This is a genomic window from Nocardioides sp. (assembly GCF_029937575.1).
Taxonomy (GTDB): Bacteria; Actinomycetota; Actinomycetes; order Propionibacteriales; family Nocardioidaceae; genus Nocardioides.
The window spans coordinates 61,023-80,964 of record NZ_JAPYPS010000011.1 but is presented as its reverse complement, the minus strand read 5'-3'; the positions used below and the strand labels follow the sequence as shown (position 1 = coordinate 80,964).

Annotated in this window: 16 protein-coding genes; 13 read left to right on the top strand and 3 right to left on the bottom strand. The window is 71.1% G+C overall.

The window, feature by feature from the left end:
* Positions 1–245 precede the first annotated feature (245 nt).
* Genes Q1K33_RS06475 through Q1K33_RS06460 form a run of 4 tightly spaced genes read left to right on the top strand, consistent with a single transcriptional unit; the run spans position 246 to position 4,142 of the window.
* Complete coding sequence (locus Q1K33_RS06475) at positions 246–1,970, top strand: ATP-binding cassette domain-containing protein (RefSeq protein ID WP_300401895.1); 1,725 nt, start codon at positions 246–248, stop codon at positions 1,968–1,970.
* Positions 1,967–3,007, top strand: a complete 1,041-nt coding sequence (locus tag Q1K33_RS06470) for a GNAT family N-acetyltransferase (RefSeq protein ID WP_300401893.1) — start codon at positions 1,967–1,969, stop codon at positions 3,005–3,007. The genes Q1K33_RS06475 and Q1K33_RS06470 overlap by 4 nt, the downstream gene beginning before the upstream one ends.
* 47 nt (positions 3,008–3,054) lie before the next feature.
* Entirely contained in the window at positions 3,055–3,258 is a 204-nt protein-coding gene (locus Q1K33_RS06465; RefSeq protein ID WP_300401891.1) for a hypothetical protein, read from the top strand.
* On the top strand, positions 3,255–4,142 hold the full coding sequence (locus tag Q1K33_RS06460) for a hypothetical protein (RefSeq protein WP_300401890.1): 888 nt from the start codon (positions 3,255–3,257) through the stop codon (positions 4,140–4,142). The genes Q1K33_RS06465 and Q1K33_RS06460 overlap by 4 nt, the downstream gene beginning before the upstream one ends.
* 166 nt (positions 4,143–4,308) lie before the next feature.
* On the opposite strand, the gene Q1K33_RS06455 is transcribed toward Q1K33_RS06460, so the two are convergent.
* Complete coding sequence (locus Q1K33_RS06455; protein ID WP_300401889.1) at positions 4,309–5,622, bottom strand: trypsin-like peptidase domain-containing protein; 1,314 nt, start codon at positions 5,620–5,622, stop codon at positions 4,309–4,311.
* 126 nt (positions 5,623–5,748) lie between these two features.
* Here Q1K33_RS06455 and Q1K33_RS06450 point away from each other — a divergent pair, with 126 nt between their 5' ends.
* The 4 genes from Q1K33_RS06450 (at position 5,749) to Q1K33_RS06435 (ending at position 13,187) form a co-directional block, all read left to right on the top strand.
* Positions 5,749–7,326, top strand: a complete 1,578-nt coding sequence (locus Q1K33_RS06450) for a long-chain-fatty-acid--CoA ligase (protein ID WP_300401888.1) — start codon at positions 5,749–5,751, stop codon at positions 7,324–7,326.
* A 68-nt stretch (positions 7,327–7,394) separates the two neighbouring features.
* Positions 7,395–7,889, top strand: a complete 495-nt coding sequence (locus Q1K33_RS06445; protein WP_300401887.1) for an EVE domain-containing protein — start codon at positions 7,395–7,397, stop codon at positions 7,887–7,889.
* A gap of 82 nt (positions 7,890–7,971) precedes the next feature.
* The gene (locus Q1K33_RS06440; RefSeq protein WP_300401886.1) at positions 7,972–11,850 is read left to right on the top strand and encodes a Pls/PosA family non-ribosomal peptide synthetase; all 3,879 of its coding nucleotides are present in this window, start codon (positions 7,972–7,974) and stop codon (positions 11,848–11,850) included.
* Positions 11,847–13,187 carry a M1 family metallopeptidase gene (locus Q1K33_RS06435; protein WP_300401885.1) on the top strand — a complete coding sequence of 447 codons (1,341 nt, stop codon included), beginning with the start codon at positions 11,847–11,849 and terminating at the stop codon, positions 13,185–13,187. The genes Q1K33_RS06440 and Q1K33_RS06435 overlap by 4 nt, the downstream gene beginning before the upstream one ends.
* A gap of 9 nt (positions 13,188–13,196) precedes the next feature.
* On the opposite strand, the gene Q1K33_RS06430 is transcribed toward Q1K33_RS06435, so the two are convergent.
* The gene (locus tag Q1K33_RS06430; RefSeq protein WP_300401884.1) at positions 13,197–13,808 is read right to left on the bottom strand and encodes an HAD family phosphatase; all 612 of its coding nucleotides are present in this window, start codon (positions 13,806–13,808) and stop codon (positions 13,197–13,199) included.
* The gene (locus tag Q1K33_RS06425; RefSeq protein WP_300401883.1) at positions 13,799–15,088 is read right to left on the bottom strand and encodes a citrate synthase; all 1,290 of its coding nucleotides are present in this window, start codon (positions 15,086–15,088) and stop codon (positions 13,799–13,801) included. Before Q1K33_RS06425 ends, Q1K33_RS06430 begins: the two co-directional genes overlap by 10 nt.
* A gap of 311 nt (positions 15,089–15,399) precedes the next feature.
* Here Q1K33_RS06425 and rplM point away from each other — a divergent pair, with 311 nt between their 5' ends.
* The 5 genes from rplM to Q1K33_RS06400 all read left to right on the top strand — a co-directional run bounded on the left by rplM (position 15,400) and on the right by Q1K33_RS06400 (position 19,940).
* A complete protein-coding gene (gene rplM, locus Q1K33_RS06420; RefSeq protein WP_300401882.1) occupies positions 15,400–15,843 on the top strand; it encodes a 50S ribosomal protein L13 in 444 nt (147 codons plus the stop codon).
* Between the two features lie 69 nt (positions 15,844–15,912).
* The gene (rpsI, locus tag Q1K33_RS06415) at positions 15,913–16,428 is read left to right on the top strand and encodes a 30S ribosomal protein S9 (RefSeq protein ID WP_300401881.1); all 516 of its coding nucleotides are present in this window, start codon (positions 15,913–15,915) and stop codon (positions 16,426–16,428) included.
* 7 nt (positions 16,429–16,435) lie between these two features.
* Positions 16,436–17,794 (top strand): phosphoglucosamine mutase, encoded by a 1,359-nt coding sequence (gene glmM, locus Q1K33_RS06410; protein ID WP_300401880.1) that lies wholly within the window; start codon positions 16,436–16,438, stop codon positions 17,792–17,794.
* A gap of 60 nt (positions 17,795–17,854) precedes the next feature.
* A complete protein-coding gene (locus tag Q1K33_RS06405) occupies positions 17,855–18,472 on the top strand; it encodes a hypothetical protein (RefSeq protein ID WP_300401879.1) in 618 nt (205 codons plus the stop codon).
* A gap of 253 nt (positions 18,473–18,725) precedes the next feature.
* Complete coding sequence (locus Q1K33_RS06400) at positions 18,726–19,940, top strand: carboxypeptidase-like regulatory domain-containing protein (RefSeq protein WP_300401878.1); 1,215 nt, start codon at positions 18,726–18,728, stop codon at positions 19,938–19,940.
* Positions 19,941–19,942: the final 2 nt, after the last annotated feature.

Here is a 19,942-nt window from a genome sequence, read left to right as displayed (position 1 = left end):
GCCGTTGAGCGCGCCGTTCAGTCGACCGGGAGAGGCTCGCAGTCAACGGATGCCGCAGGCACCGCGCAGCGGTCGAGCGCAGCGAGATCCTTGACGGCGAGACCCGGTCGACTACGCGCGCGGGCGCCACACCCACCCCGAAGATGGGTCGACTACGCGCGCGGCGCCACACCCACCCCGAGGAATCAGGTCACCGCCGAAACCCGGATGCGCCCCAGCGCCTCAGTCGCGCACAATGACCTCCCGTGGGACATGTCGACGTCGCCGGAGTGCGCTACGAGCTGCCGGACGGGCGACTCCTGCTGGACGACGTGTCGTTCCGGGTCGGGGAGGGCGCCAAGGTCGCGCTGGTCGGCGCCAACGGCGCCGGCAAGACGACGCTGTTCCGGATCATCACCGGCGACCTCGTGCCGCACGGGGGCGCGGTGACGAGGACGGGCGGACTGGGCGTCATGCGCCAGGACGTGAAGGCCGGGGTTTCGTCAGGCTCAACCTCCGAGGGGGATCCGACCGTCGCCGACCTGCTTCTCAGCGTCTCACCGGTCCGCATCCGCGAGGCGGCCCGAGCCGTCGACGCGTGCGAGCTCGCGCTGATGGAGACCGACGACGAGAAGACGCAGATGCGCTACGCCGAGGCGCTGCACGAGTACGCCGACGCCGGCGGCTACGACCTGGAGGTCACCTGGGACGTGTGCACGATGAAGGCGCTCGGGCTGTCCTACGACCGCGCCAAGTACCGCGATCTCAAGACCCTCAGCGGCGGCGAGCAGAAGCGCACCGTGCTGGAGTACCTGCTCGCGGGTCCCGACGAGGTGCTGCTCCTCGACGAGCCCGACAACTACCTGGACGTGCCCGGCAAGATCTGGCTCGAGGAACGGATCCGCGCCAGCGACAAGACGATCGTCTTCATCTCCCACGACCGCGAGCTGCTGGCCAACACCGCCACCCGCGTCGTCACGGTCGAGCTCGGCAGCGGCGGCCCGGGTTCGGGCAACAAGGTCTGGACCCACCCGGGCGACTACACGAGCTATCACGCGGCTCGCCAGGATCGGTTCGCGCGCTTCGAGGAGCTGCGCCGCCGTTGGGACGAGGAGCACGCCAAGATCAAGGCGCTCGTGCTGCGGATGAAGATCAAGGCCGAGTACAACGACGGGATGTCGAGTCAGTACAAGGCCGCCCAGACCCGGCTGCGCAAGTTCGAGGAGGCCGGGCCGCCGACCGAGCAGCCGCGCGAGCAGCAGGTCAACATGCGCCTGACGGGCGGGCGAACGGGCAAGCGCGCGGTCGTGTGCACGGATCTCGAGCTGCGCGGGCTGATGCGGCCCTTCGACCTCGAGGTCTGGTACGGCGAGCGGGTCGCCGTCCTCGGGTCCAACGGCTCGGGCAAGTCGCACTTCCTGCGCCTGTTGGCTGCCGGCGGGAGCGACCCCGACGTCGAGCACCAGCCGGTCGGCGACGTGACGATCGCTCCGGTCGACCACCAGGGCAAGGCCAAGCTCGGCGCCCGCGTGCGCCCGGGCTGGTTCGTGCAGACCCACGACCATCCCGAGCTCGAGGGGCGCACGCTGCTGGAGATCCTGCATCGCGGCGACGGCTCGCTGCACGGGCGCGCGGGCATGGGTCGCGAGCAGGCGGCGCGCGTGCTCGACCGCTACGAGCTGAGCGTGCAGTCGGAGCAGACCTTCGAGTCGCTCAGCGGCGGCCAGCAGGCCCGGTTCCAGATCCTGCTCCTCGAGCTCTCCGGTGCCACGCTGCTGCTGCTCGACGAGCCGACCGACAACCTCGACGTCCAGTCCGCCGAGGCCCTGGAGACCGGCCTCGACGCCTTCGAGGGCACGGTCCTCGCGGTGACGCACGACCGCTGGTTCGCGCGCGGCTTCGACCGGTTCCTGGTCTACGGCGCCGACGGCGACGTCTACGAGTCCGACGGTCCGGTCTGGGACGAGGGAAGGGTGCAACGAGCGCGATGACGAGCAGCCCGCTGGAGATCGCCGAGATCGATCTCTTCGACGACGACGCGCTCGCGCAGTGCTACGACGCCCACGCGCTCGCCGAGCGCGAGGGGCTCGGCGACCTGGCGACCATCTGGACCCTGCCGGAGCTGAAGGTCGCCCTGCGCGAGCCCAGCCGGACCCGCGAGCAGCACCTGTACGTCGGCACGGTGGACGGGGTCGTGGTGGCCACCGGTGCCCACGTCCTGCCGCTGCAGGACAACCTCGACAGCGCGACGTTCTCGGTCAACGTCGTGCCTCAGGCCCGTCGCCGGGGCCACGGCACGGCGATGCTGTCCTTCATCGAGCACCGGGCACGCGAGCTCGGGCGGACTCGCCTCGAGACAGGGATCAGCTGGACCGACGAGCATGGCTCCGACGGTGCCGGGTGGCCGGGCCGCGAGTTCGCGCTGGCCCGTGGCTACCGGTTGACGCTGGGCGACGTGCAGCGCGAGCTGGTGCTCCCGGTCGACGACGCCCTTCTCGCCGAGCTGACCTCCGAGGCCGAGGAGAAGCACGCCGGCTACCGGCTCCAGTCGTGGGTCGGCGCGGTGCCTGAGCAGCTGGCGCTCGGCTACGAGACGCTCAGCAGCAGCCTGATGACCGAGGCCCCGATGGGCGAGTCGGAACGCGAACCCGAGGCGATCGACGTCGCCAATCTGCGTGAGCGCGAGGCCGTCGCCGAGAAGCAGGGCCGCACCGTGGTGTGCACCGTCGCGCTGACCGCCGAGGGGGAGGTGGCGGCGTACACCGACCTCGCCTACACGCCCCACGAGTCCGGCAAGGCCTACCAGTGGGGGACCCTGGTGCGCACCGCCGACCGGGGTCACCGGCTGGGGATGGCAGTGAAGGTCGCCAACCTACGGCTCCTGCAGAGCCTGGGCATCGGTGCCGACCGCGTGGTGACCTGGAACGCCGAGGTCAACGCGCACATGATCGGTGTCAACGAGCGGCTCGGGTTCGTGCCGGTCGCGCGGGCCGGGGAGTTCCAGAAGCGGCTGGCCCCCTCGGCCTGAGCCAGATCTACCTGCGACACCGTGTTCGTTGTGTCACAGTCACCACCATGGATCCGTTGACCGAGGTGCTCGGCACCGAGCCCCCCACCACCGTCCGCGCCCTGGCCGAGGAGACCCGGTCCGCACTGGCCTCCCAGGTCCACGAGGCCCGGCGCGTCACCGCGGCCCTCAACGCCGAGGCCGTCGAGACGGCCCTGCGCGGCGTCCCCCTGCCGGTGCGCGGCCTGGTCCGGAAGACGTTGGGCGCGTGACGGCGCAGGCCGCCTCGGTCCCGACCCACCCCCAGCTGGTGCGGGTGGCCCGGCTGCTCGGCGTGGAGGTGGAGGAGCTGCCCGTCGAGCTCGCCGCGGTGCCCGCCGACGACCTGCGCACGCTGCACGACCAGATCGGCGAGGCCATCCACCGCGGTGCCCGCGCCCGCTTCGCGGCGGTGGCCGGGCTGGCCGCCAAGCTGCCCGCCCCCGTGGCGGGACGCCTGGCCCAGACGTTCCTGCCACCGGTGCTGGCGGCCCGGGTGTGCGAGCACCTCGAGCCCGCCCGCGCGCGCGACCTGGTCGGCCGGGTCTCCCTGCCCTACCTGGCTGACATCGCGGTCGCCCTCGACCCGGTGGGGTCCCGCGAGGTGGTGCGCGCGATCCCGGCGCCACGCGTGGGAGAGGTCGCGCACCTGCTCCTCGAGCGGCGCGAGTACGTCGTGATGGCGGAGTTCGCCCGAGTGGTGGACGAGGACGCCCTCGTCGCGGCCCTGGAGGCGGCGTCGCCGCACGACCTGCTCTGCGTCGTGCCCCTGCTGGAGTGGAACGAGACCCTGGAGCGCGTGGTGGCGCACCTGCCGTCGGAGCAGCTGGACCGCATCGTCGCCGAACTCGACCACGAGGAGCTCGCCGACCTCGCGCTGGCCCTGGACCCGGTCCGCTTCGGCCCGGTGATCGCGCGGGTCGACGAGATGACCGTGACGGCCCTGACCGGCGTCCTGCTCGACCGCGAGGAGCACGCGGCGATGGCACGCCTGGCCACGGTGCTGCCCATCGAGCTGCTGAGCGCAACGTTGCGCGTCGTACCGCCCGACGAGCTGGACCGGCTCCGGCCACTGCTGACCGACGAGCAGCGGGAGCTGCTCGCCGGGCTCTCCTGAACCGGTGACGGTGAAGGCGGGCGGGAGCACGGGAAAGCCGGCGACCGTCGGGGGGAAGTGACGGTCGCCGGCGATGGTGCGGCCCTACCCAGGGGCCGCACCGTCCCCTCTCCCGTGGGGTCTCGCCCTGACGCCTCCTCGTCGGGAGTCGCGCCAGGAAGCTCGGTCAGGAGTCGGTGGACTCCGCGTCGGAGTCGAGCGTGAGCTGCGTGGTCTGCTCCTGGCCGTTGCGCTCGAAGGTCACCGTGACCTCGTCGCCGGGGCGGTAGGAGCGGATCGTTGCCACGAGCGAGTCGGAGCTGGTGATGAGCGAGTCGTCGATCTTGGTGACGATGTCGCCGCTCTCGAGCCCGGCGTCCCCGGCGGCGGAGCCGGCTCCCACGTCCTGGATCCGGGCGCCGTCGATGACCAGGGCGCCGGAGCCGTCGTCGGTCACGTTGCCGACCTGCACGCCGAGCCGGGCGTGGGTCGGCGTCTCGCCGGCCTTCATCTGCTCGATGACCGGCAGCACCTCGTCGATCGGGATCGCGAAGCCGAGACCGATCGAGCCCGCCTCGCCCGACGTGGTGCCGTTGGACTGGATCGAGGAGTTGATGCCGATCACGTGCCCGGCCAGGTCGACCAGCGGCCCCCCGCTGTTGCCGGGGTTGATGGCGGCGTCGGTCTGGATGGCGGGATAGACGGTCGCGTTGCCGGCCTGGTCGGTCCCGACGTCCACCGGACGGTTGAGCGCGCTGACGATGCCCGAGGTGACGGTGGCGTCGAGGCCGAAGGGCGAACCGATCGCCACGACGCCCTCGCCGACGTCGACGCCGCTGGACTCGCCGATCGTGGCCGGCGTCAGGCTGTCGACGCCCTCGGCCTGGATGACCGCGGTGTCGGTGAGCGGGTCGGTGCCGAGGATCGTGGCCTCGGCGTGGCTACCGTCGCTGAACGAGACCGTGATCTGGCCACCGTTGCCGGCGACCTCCACCACGTGGTTGTTCGTGAGGATGACGCCGTCGGACGACAGGATGACGCCCGAGCCCGAGCCGGCCTGCCTCCCGTCACTGACGTCCAGCTTGACGACCGAGGGAAGAACGACGCTGGCGACCTGCTCGACGCTGCCCTCGGCGGCCGGCTCGTCGGAGGAGCTCACCACGGGGCTGGTCGAGACGCCGCTCGCGGTCGCCGCCGGTCCGTCGTCGTCGTTGAAGGCGTCGTACGCCGCGGCGCCACCGAGCCCGGCGCCGCCACCGACGAGCAGCGCGGCAGCGACGATCCCGACCGCGAAGCGCCTACGTCCGCGGGGTGCGGGGTGGCTCTGGCTCGGGCGCGGTTGGACGGGCAGGACCTGGGTCGAGTCCGGCGCGGCCCACGGGGCGCCGGCCGGCGGGCCGGACGGCGGCGGGTAGGAGGGGCGGCCGAACTCCTGGAATTCGGCGGGGCGCGGGTCCTCGGGGCGGTGCGGGTCCTGCGGGTGGGGCGTCTGCTCGGTCATGGCTCCACTGTGCGGAGCGTGGCTGTGAGAGGGCTGAGACGACCCTGGGCCCTCGACAAGAAGTTTCCGGCCCGTTGGTGTGGCCCGGCTCACACGAAGTCGGCGGTGGTCGGCAAGGATGGCCCCATGAGCGCACCCACCCCGACCTTCACCGACGACCGCATCGCGCACTGGGCAGCCGAGACCCCGGACGCCGACGCGATCACGTACGGCTCGCGCACCTTCTCCTGGAGCCAGTGGGACGAGCGCGTACGGCGCAACGCCGGCGGGTTGCAGGCTCTCGGCATCGGACGGGGCGACGTCGTGTCGTTCCTCGACAAGAACCACCCGGCGTGCGTCGAGACCTCCCTGGCGGCCGGCTCGCTCGGAGCCGCCAACGCGATCATCAACTGGCGCTCGGCCGGCGACGAGATCGACTACGCCGTCAACGACTCCGGCGCCAAGGTCCTGTTCGTGGGCCGCGAGCTGATGCCGACGATCGAGAAGATCCGCGACCGCCTCGGCTCGGTGGAGAAGATCATCGAGGTGACGCCCGACGGCGTCGACGACGAGTACGAGTCGTGGCTGGCTGCCGCCGCCCCGGTCGGTCGCCAGGCCGACGTGACCCCGGAGGACACCTGCCTGGTCATGTACTCCTCCGGCACCACGGGCCGTCCCAAGGGCGTGATGCTGAGCCACACCAACATGGTCAGCCACACCCTCAACGCCCACGACGGCTGGTCGTTCGAGCCCGGCGACAAGGCGATGGTCGCGATGCCGCTCTTCCACGTCGGCGGCTCGTCGTACGTCCTGTTCCCGATCCATGACGGTGTGCCGAGCATCATGACCCGCGACCCGGACGGGGCATCCCTGGCCGGCGCGATCCTGGGCGGCGCCAACCGGACGTTCCTGGTGCCCGCCGTGCTCGCCCAGGTCCTGCAGGCCGGCGAGGACGCGGTCAAGCTCTTCGCCGCGCTGAAGACCTACACCTACGGCGCCGCGCCGATGCCGGCGCCGCTGCTGCGCGCGGCGATGGAAGCCTGGCCCGACACCGACTTCCTCCAGGTCTACGGCCTGACGGAGGTCGCGGGCGTGGTGACCCAGCTCGGCTCCGAGGACCACCGCACCGCTGTGTCGTCGGGTCACCCCGAGCGCCTGGTCTCGGCCGGCAGGCCGATCCCCAACACCGAGGTCCGCATCGTGGATCCCGGCACCGGTGATGACCTGCCCACGGGTGAGCACGGCGAGATCTGGCTCAAGACCCCGCAGCGCTTCTCGGGGTACCTCGGCAAGCCCGAGGCGACCGCCGAGGTGATCACCGAGGACGGCTGGTTCCGCACCGGCGACATGGGCAAGGTCGACGCCGACGGCTACGTCTTCGTCGAGGACCGGCTCAAGGACATGATCATCAGCGGTGGGGAGAACATCTACTCGCCCGAGGTCGAGCGGGTGCTGGCCGAGCACCCCGCGGTCATGGAGGTCGCGATCATCGGGGTGCCCGACGACACGTGGGGCGAGGCGGTCAAGGCGGTCGTCGCGCTCAACGAGGGAGCCGAGGCCACGCCGGACGAGCTGATCGCCTTCTGCCGCGAGCACCTGGCCGCGTTCAAGTGCCCCAAGACCATCGACGTCACCGGGCCGCTCCCTCGCAACCCCACGGGCAAGATCCTCAAGAAGGACCTGCGCAAGCCGTTCTGGGAGGGACGCGACCGCGGGGTCAACTGAGAGCTTCGAGCGCGCCGGCCGATCCAGGCCTGATGGTGGCTGTCGGTGGCGTGTGGTTGGTTCGCGTCATGCAGGCAGCGACCCCGACGCGACCCGACACCCGCTACTGGGTCAACACGATCAGCCTCGACCACGTGCTGCTCGGGGTCGCAGGCGGTTTCACCCAGGCAGGGCACGGCCGCGACACCCGGCTGCGGAGACTGCGCCGAGGCGACGGGATTGCGTTCTACTCGCCGCGCGCGGAGATCGGCGCCGCCAAGGCGCTGCAGCACCTCACCGCGCTCGGGGTGATCGCCGACGACGAGCCCTACCAGGTGAGGCAGCAGCCGGGCTCCGAGCCGTGGCGACGCAGGGTGGAGTTCGAGCAGGTGCGAGCCGTCCCCATCCGTCCGCTCCTGCCGATGCTCGGCTTCGTGACCGACGAGCAGCGGTGGGGGCTGCCGTTCCGACAGGGCCTGTTCGAGGTGCCGGCCGGCGACTTCGGCGTGATCGCCGGTGCGCTGCGCGATGCCGCGTGCATGGACGACGCGTTCTCCGCCTCGGGAAGGACGGCGGAGCGCTGAGCCGAGGGCTGACAGACTGGCCCACCCCCGTTCGTGAGACGACGACATCTCCCGTTCACCTCGATTCGACAGGTTCGCCCCCGTGACCGACGCCGACCACGACGCCGCGACCCACCCGCTCCTTCGGGGAGCCTTCGCGCCGTCCCCCCGCACCCTCGTCGACATCTTCCGCGAGACCGCCGCCCAGGCGGCCGACGAACCGGCCGTCGACGCCGGCACCGGCGTCCTGACCTATGCCGAGCTCGAGGAGGCCGCCGACGCCCTCGCCGCCCAGCTGGCCGAGCTCGGGGTCGGGCCGGGCCACAAGGTCGGAGTCCGGGTCAGCTCCGGCACCACCGACCTCTACGTCGCCATCATCGGCATCCTGCTGGCCGGCGCGGCCTACGTGCCCGTCGACGCCGACGACCCCGACGAGCGGGCACGCGTCGTCTTCGAGGAGGCCGACGTGGCCGCCGTCGTCGGCGACGACCTAGCGATCGTCTCGCGACGTCCCGACGCCGTGCCTCGCGACCTCGAGGACCCTGCGCAGGACGACGACGCCTGGGTCATCTTCACCTCGGGCTCCACCGGCAAGCCCAAGGGCGTCGCGGTCAGCCACCGGTCGGCAGCTGCGTTCGTCGATGCCGAGTCCCGGATGTTCCTGCAGGAGGCCCCGCTGGGCGTCGGGGACCGGGTGATGGCCGGGCTGTCGGTCGCCTTCGACGCCAGTTGCGAGGAGATGTGGTTGGCCTGGCGCTACGGGGGCTGCCTGGTGCCCGCCCCTCGCGCCCTCGTGCGTAGCGGCATCGACGTCGGACCCTGGCTGGTCGCCAACGAGGTCACGGTGGTGTCGACGGTGCCGACCCTGGTTGCCCTGTGGCCGGCCGAGGCCCTCGAGCGTGTCCGCCTGCTCATCATGGGCGGCGAGGCCTGTCCGCCGGAGCTGGCCGCGCGCCTCGTCGCGCCCGGCCGCGAGGTGTGGAACACCTACGGACCCACGGAGGCCACCGTCGTCGCCTGTGGCGCGGAGCTGACCGGTCAGGGCGTGGTGCCCATCGGTCTGCCGCTCGACGGGTGGGACCTCGCCGTCGTCGACGCCGACGGGCTGCCCGTGCCGGTGGGTGCCACCGGTGAGCTGATCATCGGCGGCGTCGGACTGGCCCGCTACCTCGACCCCGCGAAGGACGCCGAGAAGTACGCCGCGATGCCCACCCTCGGCTGGGAGCGCGCCTACCGCAGTGGCGACCTGGTGGTCAACGAGCCCGGAGGACTGCTCTTCGGCGGACGAGCAGACGACCAGATCAAGCTGGGTGGACGGCGCATCGAGCTGGGCGAGATCGACAGTGCGCTCCTGGGTCTGCCCGGCGTCAACGGCGCGGCGGCCGCCGTACGCAGGACGAGTGCCGGCAACAGCCTGCTCGTCGGGTACGTCGCCGTCGACGCGACCTTCGACCAGACGACTGCCCTGGCGACCCTGCGCGACCAGATGCCCGCGGCGCTGGTGCCGCGACTCGCCGTGGTCGACACGCTGCCCACCCGGACCTCCGGCAAGGTCGACCGCGATGCCCTGCCGTGGCCCCTGCCGCGCAGCTCGTCGCCGGGGAGCACGGACCTCGACGACGTCGAGACCTGGGTCGCCGAGCTGTGGCTCGACGTGCTCGGGGCCGGCGTGGAGACCCGCGAGGCGGACTTCTTCGACCTCGGTGGGGGCAGTCTCACGGCGGCGCAGATGGTCTCGCGCCTGCGGGAGCGCTACCCCGACGTCGTGGTCGGCGACCTCTACGCCCATCCCACCCTCGGCGCCATCGCCACCCACCTCGACTCGATGGCGCTGGCCACCACGAGTGACCGCAGCAACGTGCGGCCCACCCCGATCAAGACCCAGGCGGGCCAGGTCGCCGCCACCGTCCTGGTCCGCTGCCTGGCCGCCCCCCGCTGGCTCTTCTGGGTGGGCCTGGGCTGCCTGCTGCTGGGCGGACTCGACGAGCTGGCGTGGTTGCCGGACGTCTCCGGCTGGCTGCTGCTCGTGCTGGGTGCGCTCTTCGTCAGCCCACCGGGGCGGATGCTCGTCGCGGCGGCGGCCGCACGAGCACTGCTCCATCCGGTCACGCCGGGGGACCACCCGCGCGGCGGCAAGACCCACCTGCGCCTGTGGCTGGCGACCCACGTGGCCGACGAGATCGGAGCGACCAACCTGGCCGGCGCCCCGCTGATCACCTGGTACGCCCGGCTGCTCGGCGCCCAGGTGGGTCGCAACGTGGACCTGCACTCACTGCCACCGGTGACCGGGATGCTCAAGCTCGGCAAGGGCGCCTCGATCGAGCCCGAGGTCGACCTCACTGGCTACTGGGTCGACGGCGACGTGCTGCACCTCGGCGAGATCAGGGTCGGTGCGCGCGCTCGCGTCGGCGCGCGCAGCATGCTGTGTCCCGGCGCCGTCGTCGGCGCCGATGCCGAGGTCGCCCCGGGCTCGGCGGTCTTCGGGGAGGTGCCGGCGGGGGAGTACTGGGCCGGGTCGCCCGCGGTGCTGCGAGCCGACGACGCTCGAGGTCCGTGGCAGGAGCGTCCGACCGGGTCGCGCGCGTGGGTGGCGGCGTACGTCGCCACCGCGCTCGGGCTGTCGCTGCTCCCCGTCCTGGCCGTCGTCGCCGCCGTGCTGCCGCCGCTGCTGTGGGCGGACCGTCCCAGCGGGCCCGGTGGCGTCGTCGGGCTGCTCGTGTGGGTGCCGCTCTCCACGGTGCTGGGGCTGCTCGTCCTCGCCCTGCTCGTCTGGGGCGTGGTGCGACTGGCGGGGCGGGCGATCAGTGCCGGGGTCCATCCGGTCCGCAGCCGCACCGCGCTGGCGGTGTGGACCACGGTCCGGGTGCTCGACGAGGCCCGCACCTGGCTGTTCCCGCTCTACTCCTCGACGCTGACACCGTGGTGGCTGCGTCGGCTGGGGGCGCGGATCGGCAAGGACGTGGAGGCCTCCACGGTGCTGATGGTCCCGTCGCTGACCCAGGTCAACGACGAGGCCTTCCTCGCCGATGACACCCTCATCGGTGGCTACGAGCTGGGCGGGGGATGGCTGCGCGTCGAGCGGGTGAAGATCGGCAAGCGGGCTTTCGTCGGCAACTCCGGCATGGCAGCGCCCGGGCGCAAGGTGCCCAAGGCGTCCTTGGTGGCGGTGCTGTCCGCGGCGCCGCGCCGCAAGAAGGCACGCTCTGGCGAGTCCTGGCTCGGCAGCCCGCCGGCTCCGCTACGACGTACGGCGGACGCCGAGACCGACCACCGCACCTATCACCCGCCTACGCGGCTGCGCGTCCTGCGCGCGCTGGTCGAGCTGGGTCGTCTGGTGCCGGTGATGGTCTCGTTCCTGCTGAGCTCGCTGGTGATCGTCGCCCTCCTGGCGCTGCTCGAGGGGCCGGGCGTCCTCGTCGCCCTGATCCTCACCGGGCCGGTCCTGGTCGTGACCGGCCTCGCCGCCGCGACGATCACCACGGCCGCCAAGTGGCTCCTGGTGGGGCGGATGCGGCCCGGCACCCACCCGCTGTGGAGCGGGTTCGTGTGGCGCAACGAGCTCGCCGACACGTTCGTCGAGGTGGTCGCGGCACCGTGGTTCGCCCGAGCGGTCAGTGGCACGCCGGTCCTCAACGCGTGGTTCCGCCTGATGGGGGCGCGCATCGGTCGTGGTGTGTGGATCGAGTCCTACTGGCTGCCGGAGACCGACCTGGTCATCATCGGCGACGGCGCCACCGTCAACCAGGGGAGCGTCGTGCAGACCCATCTCTTCCACGACCGCCGCTTCGCCAAGGACGTCGTGGTGCTGCGCCGCGGTGCGACCCTGGGTCCCAACAGCGTCATCCTGCCTGCAGCGACGCTCGGGCGCCACGCTACGGTCGGACCCGTGTCGTTGGTGATGAGGGGCGAGTCGGTGCCCGACAAGACCACCTGGATCGGCAACCCGATCGGCCCCTGGGACGACCGGGTGGGCGCTTCGTGAAGCTGACCTCGAGCGCCTCGACCAACGGACTCCCCACCGCCGACCCCTACCTGCCCGGGCACGGCGACCCGTCGTGGAGCGCCCGGCACTACGACCTCGACCTCTCCTACGACCTGACCCGCAACCAGCTGCGCGGGCAGGCCGTCATCGAGGGAAGGATCATCGAGGCGACACGGCGCATCGTGCTGGACCTGTCCCGCCTCGACGTCTCCAAGGTCCTGCTCGACGGCAAGACTCCGGCGAAGTACGCCGTGCGTGGCAACCGCCTGGTCGTCACGGCCAAGACCGAGCTCGGCGAAGGCACCGCCTTCACCCTGACGGTGAAGTACGCCGGCACCCCCAAGCCGCTCGTCGAGAAGCATCACGGCGACGCCGGGTGGGAGGAGCTCGAGGACGGCGTGATCGTCGCCGGCCAGCCGCACGGAGCCCCGACGTGGTTCCCCTGCAACGACCGACCCGACGACAAGGCGACGTACCGCATCGAGCTCGCGGCCCCGCACGGCTACACCGTCGTCGCCAACGGCCTGCTGACCAAGCGTGCCCGCGGCGCCGGCGCCACCACCTGGATCTACGAGCAGCGCGAGCCCATGGCGACCTACCTCGCCACCGTGCAGCTGGGCCGCTACGAGATCCGCGAGCTCGACGCGGGCGAGCGCGGCACCCCGCTGCTGGCCGCGGTGCCGCCCGAGCCGGGGGAGGGCTTCGAGGCCGCGTTCGGGCGCAACCCGGACATGCTCCGCTTCTTCGCCGGGCTCTTCGGCGACTACCCCTTCCCGGTCTACACCGTCGTGATCACCGACGACGACCTCGAGATACCCCTCGAGTCCCAGAGCCTGTCGACCTTCGGCCGCAATTTCATGACCGACGACTGGGACTCCGTCCGCCTCGTGGCCCACGAGCTGTCGCACCAGTGGTTCGGCAACGCCGTGACGTTGCGGTGGTGGAAGGACATCTGGCTGCACGAGGGCTTCGCCTGCTACTGCGAGTGGCTGTGGTCCGAGGAGTCCGGCGGGGACTCCGCCGACGACTGGGCGCGCCACCACCACGAGCGGCTGTCCGGGCTGGACCAGAAGCTCGTGCTGGCCGATCCCGGCCCCGAGCTGATGTTCGACGACCGCGTCTACAAGCGCGGTGCCCTGACCCTGCACGCGCTGCGGCTGACCGTCGGCGACGAGGCGTTCTTCGCCCTGGTGAAGTCGTGGGTGGCCGAGCACTCCGGCGGGACCGTCACGACGTCCGACTTCGTCGGCCACGCGGTCCGGGAGACCGGGGCCGACCTGGCCGATCTCTTCGTGGCGTGGCTCGACAAGCCGGCACTTCCCGACCTGCCTGACTGACCGCGTCCCTCAGAGCGGCAGGCGACGCTCCAGCAGCGCGGCCCGCAGGGTCTCGGCGTCGGTGAAGACCAGCGCGTCCATGCCGCACGCGGCGGCCGCCTCGACGTTGTCCGCGCGGTCGTCCACGAAGACCAGCTCCGACAACGGGTGCCCGGTCCGCGCGACCAGGAGCTCGTAGATCGCCGGGTCGGGCTTGGCGAGGCCCTCGACCCCCGAGACCACGACGTCCTCCAGCAGCGTCAGGAAGTCGAACGACGCGGGGGCGTGCGGGTAGAGCTCGGCCGACCAGTTGGTCAGCCCCCACTGCGGTACGCCGGCGGCGTGCAGGCGCCGTACGAGATCGACGGTGCCCGGCACCTCGCCCAGCAGCGAGTGCGCGAAGTGCGGCCGGTAGGAGCGGCCGTGCGCCGACCACTGCGGGTGCTCGGCGTCCAGCCAGGCCTCGGCGTCGGTCCAGGAGCCGCCGCTGTCGGGCCCGTGGTTCCAGGCTCGGAAGTCGAAGGCGTCCAGGAACCGCCGGGCCTCGTCCTCACCGACCCCCGCCGCGATCGCCGCGAGCGGGTCCCAGTCGATGAGGACGTTGCCGAGGTCCCAGACGACGCCTCGGGGTGCTATGCCCAACGCTCGCTTGCCGGCACGAAGTCCAGGCGTCGCTCGCCGGTGTAGATCTGCTTCGGACGAGCGATCTTCTGCTCCTTGTCCTGCACCAGCTCGACCCACTGCGCCAGCCAGCCCGGCGTACGGCCGATGGCGAAGAGCACCGTGAACATCTCGGGCGGGAACTGGAAGGCCTCGTAGATGAGGCCGGAGTAGAAGTCGACGTTGGGGTAGAGCTTGCGCTTGATGAAGTACTCGTCCTCGAGCGCGATCTTCTCCAGCTCCTTGGCGATCGCCAGGAGGGGGTTGACCCCGGTGACCTCGAAGACGTCGTCGCAGGCCTTCTTGATGATCGTCGCGCGCGGGTCGAAGTTCTTGTAGACCCGGTGCCCGAAGCCCATGAGCTTCTCGTTGCCGTTCTTGACGCCCTCGATGAAGGCCGGGATGTTCTCCTTCGACCCGATCCGGCGCAGCATCTTCAGCACGGCCTCGTTGGCTCCGCCGTGCAGCGGCCCGTAGAGCGCACCGACGCCCGCAGCGACAGCCGAGTAGGGGTCGACCTGCGAGGAGCCGACCGAGCGCACCGCGTTGGTCGAGCAGTTCTGCTCGTGGTCAGCGTGCAGGATGAAGAGAATGTCCAGCGCCTTGACCAGGCGCGGGTCGGCCTCGAACTTCGACTCGCTCATCTTGAAGAGCATGGAGAGGAAGTTGGCCGTGTAGCTCAGGTCGTTGTCGGGGTAGACGTACGGCTTGCCCTGGGCGTGGCGGAAGGCCCAGGCGCCGAGGGTCGGCATCTTGGCGATCATCCGCACCACCTGGATGTGGCGGTTGTCGGCGTCCGAGATCCGGCCGGCGTCCGGGTAGAACGTCGACAGGGCACCGACCGAGGCCATCAGCATGCCCATCGGGTGCGCGTCGTAGCGGAAGCCCTGCATGAACGTCTTGACGTTCTCGTGGACGAACGTGTGGTAGGTGATCTCGTGCACCCAGGCCTCGTACTCCGCCTTGGTGGGCAGCGTGCCGTGGATCAGGAGATAGGCCACCTCGAGGAACGTCGAGCTCTCGGCGAGCTGCTCGATCGGGTAGCCGCGGTACTCCAGGATGCCCTTCTCGCCGTCGATGTAGGTGACGGCGGAGCGGCAGGACGCGGTGTTGGTGAAACCGGGGTCATAGACGGCCAGGCCTGGCTCGTCGTCGTCGGTCCGGATCTTCCCGAGGTCGCCGGCCTTGATGGTGCCGTCGAGGATCGGGACGTCGTACTCCAGCCCGGTGCGGTTGTCGCGGACGGTGAGAGAGTCAGTCACACTGCCAACTTAGACGGCGCTGCGCAGCGGTGTGAACCCGGTGTCCCATCCATCAGGCACCCCGGCCCGCCGGCGCTGTCGGTCCATGGCGTTTTGACCCTGCTCACGACGGCGCCGTATCTTGGCATGTCGCGTCCCTGCCGCGGTCCGGTCGTACCTCTCGACCGAGCCGCAGATCCGGACAGTCGCACCTCCGCCGAGACGGGGAGGGGCGGTGAAGCCGGGCCGTGTTCGTCAAGGACGTCGCACCACCAGCACGACCACGTGCGGACTCCTCCGTCGTGGACCTACGAACGAAGAAGAGCATCTCCATGCGCACTTACGCACCCAAGCCCGGTGACATCGAGCGTTCCTGGCTCGTCATCGACGCCGAGGACATCGTCCTGGGCCGTCTGGCCGTCGCGACCGCGGGTCTCCTGCGCGGCAAGCACAAGGCGATCTTCGCCCCGAACACCGACACCGGTGACTTCGTGGTGATCGTCAACGCCGAGAAGGTCGCCCTGTCGGGCAACAAGGCCACCACCAAGCTGTCCTACCGCCACTCCGGCTACCCGGGTGGTCTCTCGGCCACCCCCATCGGCGAGATCCTCGAGAAGGACGCGCGCAAGGCCATCGAGACCGCGGTCTGGGGCATGCTGCCGAAGAACAAGCTCGGACGTCAGATCATCAAGAAGCTCAAGGTCTACTCCGGCCCGAACCACCCGCACGAGGCCCAGAAGGTCGTGCCCTACGTGATCACCCAGGTCGCGCAGTAGTCCCCGGAAAGCGCCTGTTACCCGACTTGTTCCGCACAGCGTCACCAGACTTGAAGAAGAGGAATCACCGTGGCTGAGACCACCGGCACCACCGAGAGCACCGAGGTCGAGGAGACCTTCGAGACCAACGAGCAGGGCGTCGCCTACAGCTCCGAGAGCGCCCCGTCGGCCGACGCCCCCGAGCGTCCCGCGACGATCGCTCCGGCGCAGGCCACCGGCCGCCGCAAGGAGGCCGTCGCCCGCGTGCGGATCGTCCCCGGCACCGGCGTCTGGACGGTCAACGGCCGCCAGCTCGACAACTACTTCCCCAACAAGCTGCACCAGCAGGTCGTCAACGAGCCCTTCGCTGCCCTGCAGCTGGAGGGTCGCTTCGACGTCATCGCGCGCATCCACGGCGGTGGCATCACCGGCCAGGCCGGCGCCCTGCGCCTCGGTGTGGCCCGCTGCCTCAACGAGATCGACCTCGAGACCAACCGCCCCACGCTGAAGAAGGCCGGGCTGCTCACGCGTGACGCCCGCGTCATCGAGCGCAAGAAGGCCGGTCTGAAGAAGGCCCGTAAGGCGCCTCAGTTCTCCAAGCGGTAGTCGCTTCATGCCGAAGGTCTTCGGCACCGACGGGGTCCGGGGTCTGGCCAACGGTCGTCTGACCGCTGAGCTGGCCCTGGACCTCGGCGTTGCTGCTGCCCGGGTGCTGGTCGGCCACGGGGAGTTCAGCGGACGTCGTCCGCTTGCCGTGGTGGGCCGCGACACCCGGATCTCGGGGCAGTTCCTCGAGCACGCCGTCGTCGCCGGGCTCACCTCCGCCGGTGTCGACGTGCTGCGACTGCGGGTCTTGCCCACGCCAGGAGTCGCCTACTTCACCGATCTGCTCGGCGCCGACCTCGGCGTGGTGATCAGCGCCTCCCACAACGCGATGCCCGACAACGGCATCAAGTTCCTCGCCCACGGCGGGGTCAAGCTCGACGATGCCCTCGAGGCCGAGATCGAGGCCTGCCTCGGCGAGGAGTGGGACCGCCCGGTGGGCGCCGACGTGGGCCGCGTGATGCCGCACGACGGCACCGTGGCGCAGTACGCCGCCTACCTGGTCAGCACGCTCGAGGGCTCGCGCGACCGGCCGTTGACGGGTCTGACCATCGTCCTCGACTGCGCCCACGGCGCGGCGAGCGAGGTCGGGCCGCGCGCCCTGCGTGACGCGGGTGCGACGGTCATCACCATCGGCGCCGAGCCCGACGGGCTCAACATCAACGACGGGTGCGGCTCCACCCACCTGGAGCCGCTGCAGGCCGCGGTCCTCGCCCACGGGGCCGACGCCGGCTTCGCGGTCGACGGCGATGCCGACCGGTGCCTGGCCGTCGACCACACCGGCACGGTCGTCGACGGCGACCAGCTGATGGTCGTCCTCGCGCTGGCGCTGCACGAGTCGGGACACCTGGCCCACGACACCCTCGTGGCGACCGTGATGAGCAACCTCGGGCTCGTGCAGGCGCTGAGCGCCGCCGGGATCGAGGTGCTGCAGACGGCCGTCGGCGACCGCTACGTCCTCGAGGCCATGCGTGCCGGCGGCTACTCCCTGGGTGGCGAGCAGTCCGGTCACGTGATCATGCGCGAGCACGCCACCACCGGTGACGGCATCCTCACCGCCCTCCACGTGCTGCAGCGGATGAAGACGTCGCGCCGGCCCCTGGCCGACCTGGCGGGCGCGATGACCCGGCTGCCGCAGGTCCTCGTCAACGTGCCCGACGTCGACAAGTCCCGCGCGGAGACCGACGGGGTGCTCGCCGAGGCGGTGGCCACCGAGGCAGGCCTGCTGGGCGACACCGGGCGCGTCCTGCTGCGACCCTCCGGCACCGAGGACCTGGTGCGGGTGATGGTCGAGGCGCCGACCCAGGAGGCGGCCGATGTCGTCGCGCACCGCCTGGCCGACGTGGTCAAGGCGCAGCTGACGCACTGACGCGGACCTCCTGTGGAGGACCGCTGGCTCGCCTGCGAGACCAGGGCTAGCGTCGCCGGGGTGCGTCTCGGACTGCTGCTCGTGCTGCTCGTGCTGCTCCTGGGGGTGGCGTGCTCGTCCCACGTCCGCGAGCCGGTGCCGGCCGACGTGCGCGTGGACGGTCCTTCGGGGCTGTCGTACGCCGTGCCCGCCGGTCCCTGGACGGTGCAGAAGCACGACCTCGGCTTCACCGGTCCCGGTGGTCGCTCGGTCGCCCACCTCACGGGATCAGCAACCTTCGACCAGGGCTACGCCGACGGGCGGTGCCTCGAGCCGTTCTCGGCGCGGGCTGTGGTCGGCTTCGCGCGCGGGCCGAGCCACGCTCGCCTCGTCCGCCGCTTCGAGCGTGCGATCGGCGCCACGACCTCGTTGCCCTCGCGGGCAGCGCCGTGGCTGGTCACGCTGCCCGACGGGCAGCGGGCCAGGCTCACCAGGACGGTGCTCGACGTGGCGGACCCGGGGGAGTGCGGCGCACCGCAGGTGGCGATCGACGTGCTCACCCCGGTCAGGGACGAGGTGCGGGCGACCGGTCGCGTGACCGCGTGGGTGTACGTCGGGGACCGCGGTCCGCACGCAGCGCCGCAGCACGAGCTGGCTGCCATGGCCGCCAGCCTGCGCTCGTCGACCACGAAGCCTTGAGCAACGCTTGAGGTCTGCTTGCGCCCTACCGGAGACGCCGTGCCTAGGCTCAGAGGCGTTGCGGGCACCGCCCGCGACGTCGAGCGGTCGGGAGGACCGCGCACGCAGTTCTGGATCTCCGCCGTCTGGACGCCGGCTCATCGGGTACAGGACAGACGTCGCGAACGACAACAACACGGCAGCGGAGGAAAAATCGGTGGGGACCACGGGCGGAATACGCACCACGGGCGGCATGCGCCGAGGGTTGACGAGCGTGCTGGCGCTGGTGCTGCTGCTCCTCGCGCTTGCACCGGCGCCCGCCGCTCACGCGGTCGACAAGGGTCGAGTCCGCGGCGAGATCATCGCCTCCGGCGGTGGAGCCGTGACCGTCAAGCTGCTGTGGTTCGACAACCAGTGGGGCTACCTGGGCGCGCGGAAGTTCCGTGGCGGCGCCTACTCGCTCTCCCTGGCTCCCGGCACCTACTACCTCCAGGCGGTCGACCAGGCGCCGTCCTACGACGTCAAGAAGAATCGTCCGAGCACCGTGAAGGTCACGGTCCGCTCCGGGAAGACCACCGTCAAGAGCATCAAGATGCGACGCGGTGCCTCCATCGGCGGCACGGTCAAGGCCGGCGGCAAGGTGGCGCGCAAGGCCCGTGTCGTGGCGGCCAACACCGACGAGCAGTCCTTCGAGACCACCGCTGACAAGAAGGGCAACTTCGCCCTCGGCGGCTTGCCACCCGGCAAGTACTCCGTCTTCACCTACGACCGCAAGGCCACCTGGGTCGGCAAGTCCCTCTACCTGCCGAAGGTCAAGGGCAAGAAGTTCACCCCGGTCTCGATCAAGCTCACCAAGAAGGCCGGTGGCCTGCTCGTCGACCTGTACGCCGGCAAGAAGGCACTTCCCGGTACGGCGTTCGTCACCGCGGTCAGCCGCAAGAGCGGCCAGTTCTGGACCGCCAAGTCGCGCCGGGGCTCGGTGACCTTCGAAGGCCTCTACCCGGGCGCCTACGACCTCCAGGTCCCCGGGTCGGGCAACTACCTGCCGGCCCGGATCAAGGTGAAGGCCAAGGTGAAGCCCGGTCGCGTCGCCTTCGCCAGCGCGCGGCTCACCAAGCGGGGGGCGTGGGTGACCGGCACTGTCGTCGACGAGAACAACCCCGGGGAGCCCCTGGCGGGCGCGGCGGTCAAGCTGCTGGACTCGAGCGGCAACCAGGTGGCTTCCGACACCGCCGACAGCTCGGGTGGCTTCACCCTGGACGGTCAGCTGCTCACCCAGAAGGGGATGACCGTCGTGGCAGGGCCGGGACCCAACTCGCCGTACCTCGGCCAGGACCTGAGCTACTGCAAGTACGACACCACGCGGACCGGCACCTTCGCGATCACGACCGGCAAGCGCACCTCCTTGGGCACCGTCGCCCTGCCCCACCTCCCCAACGAGCAGCAGGACGGTATGCAGTGCTGGACCGTCGCCGACGCAGCGCCCTGAGA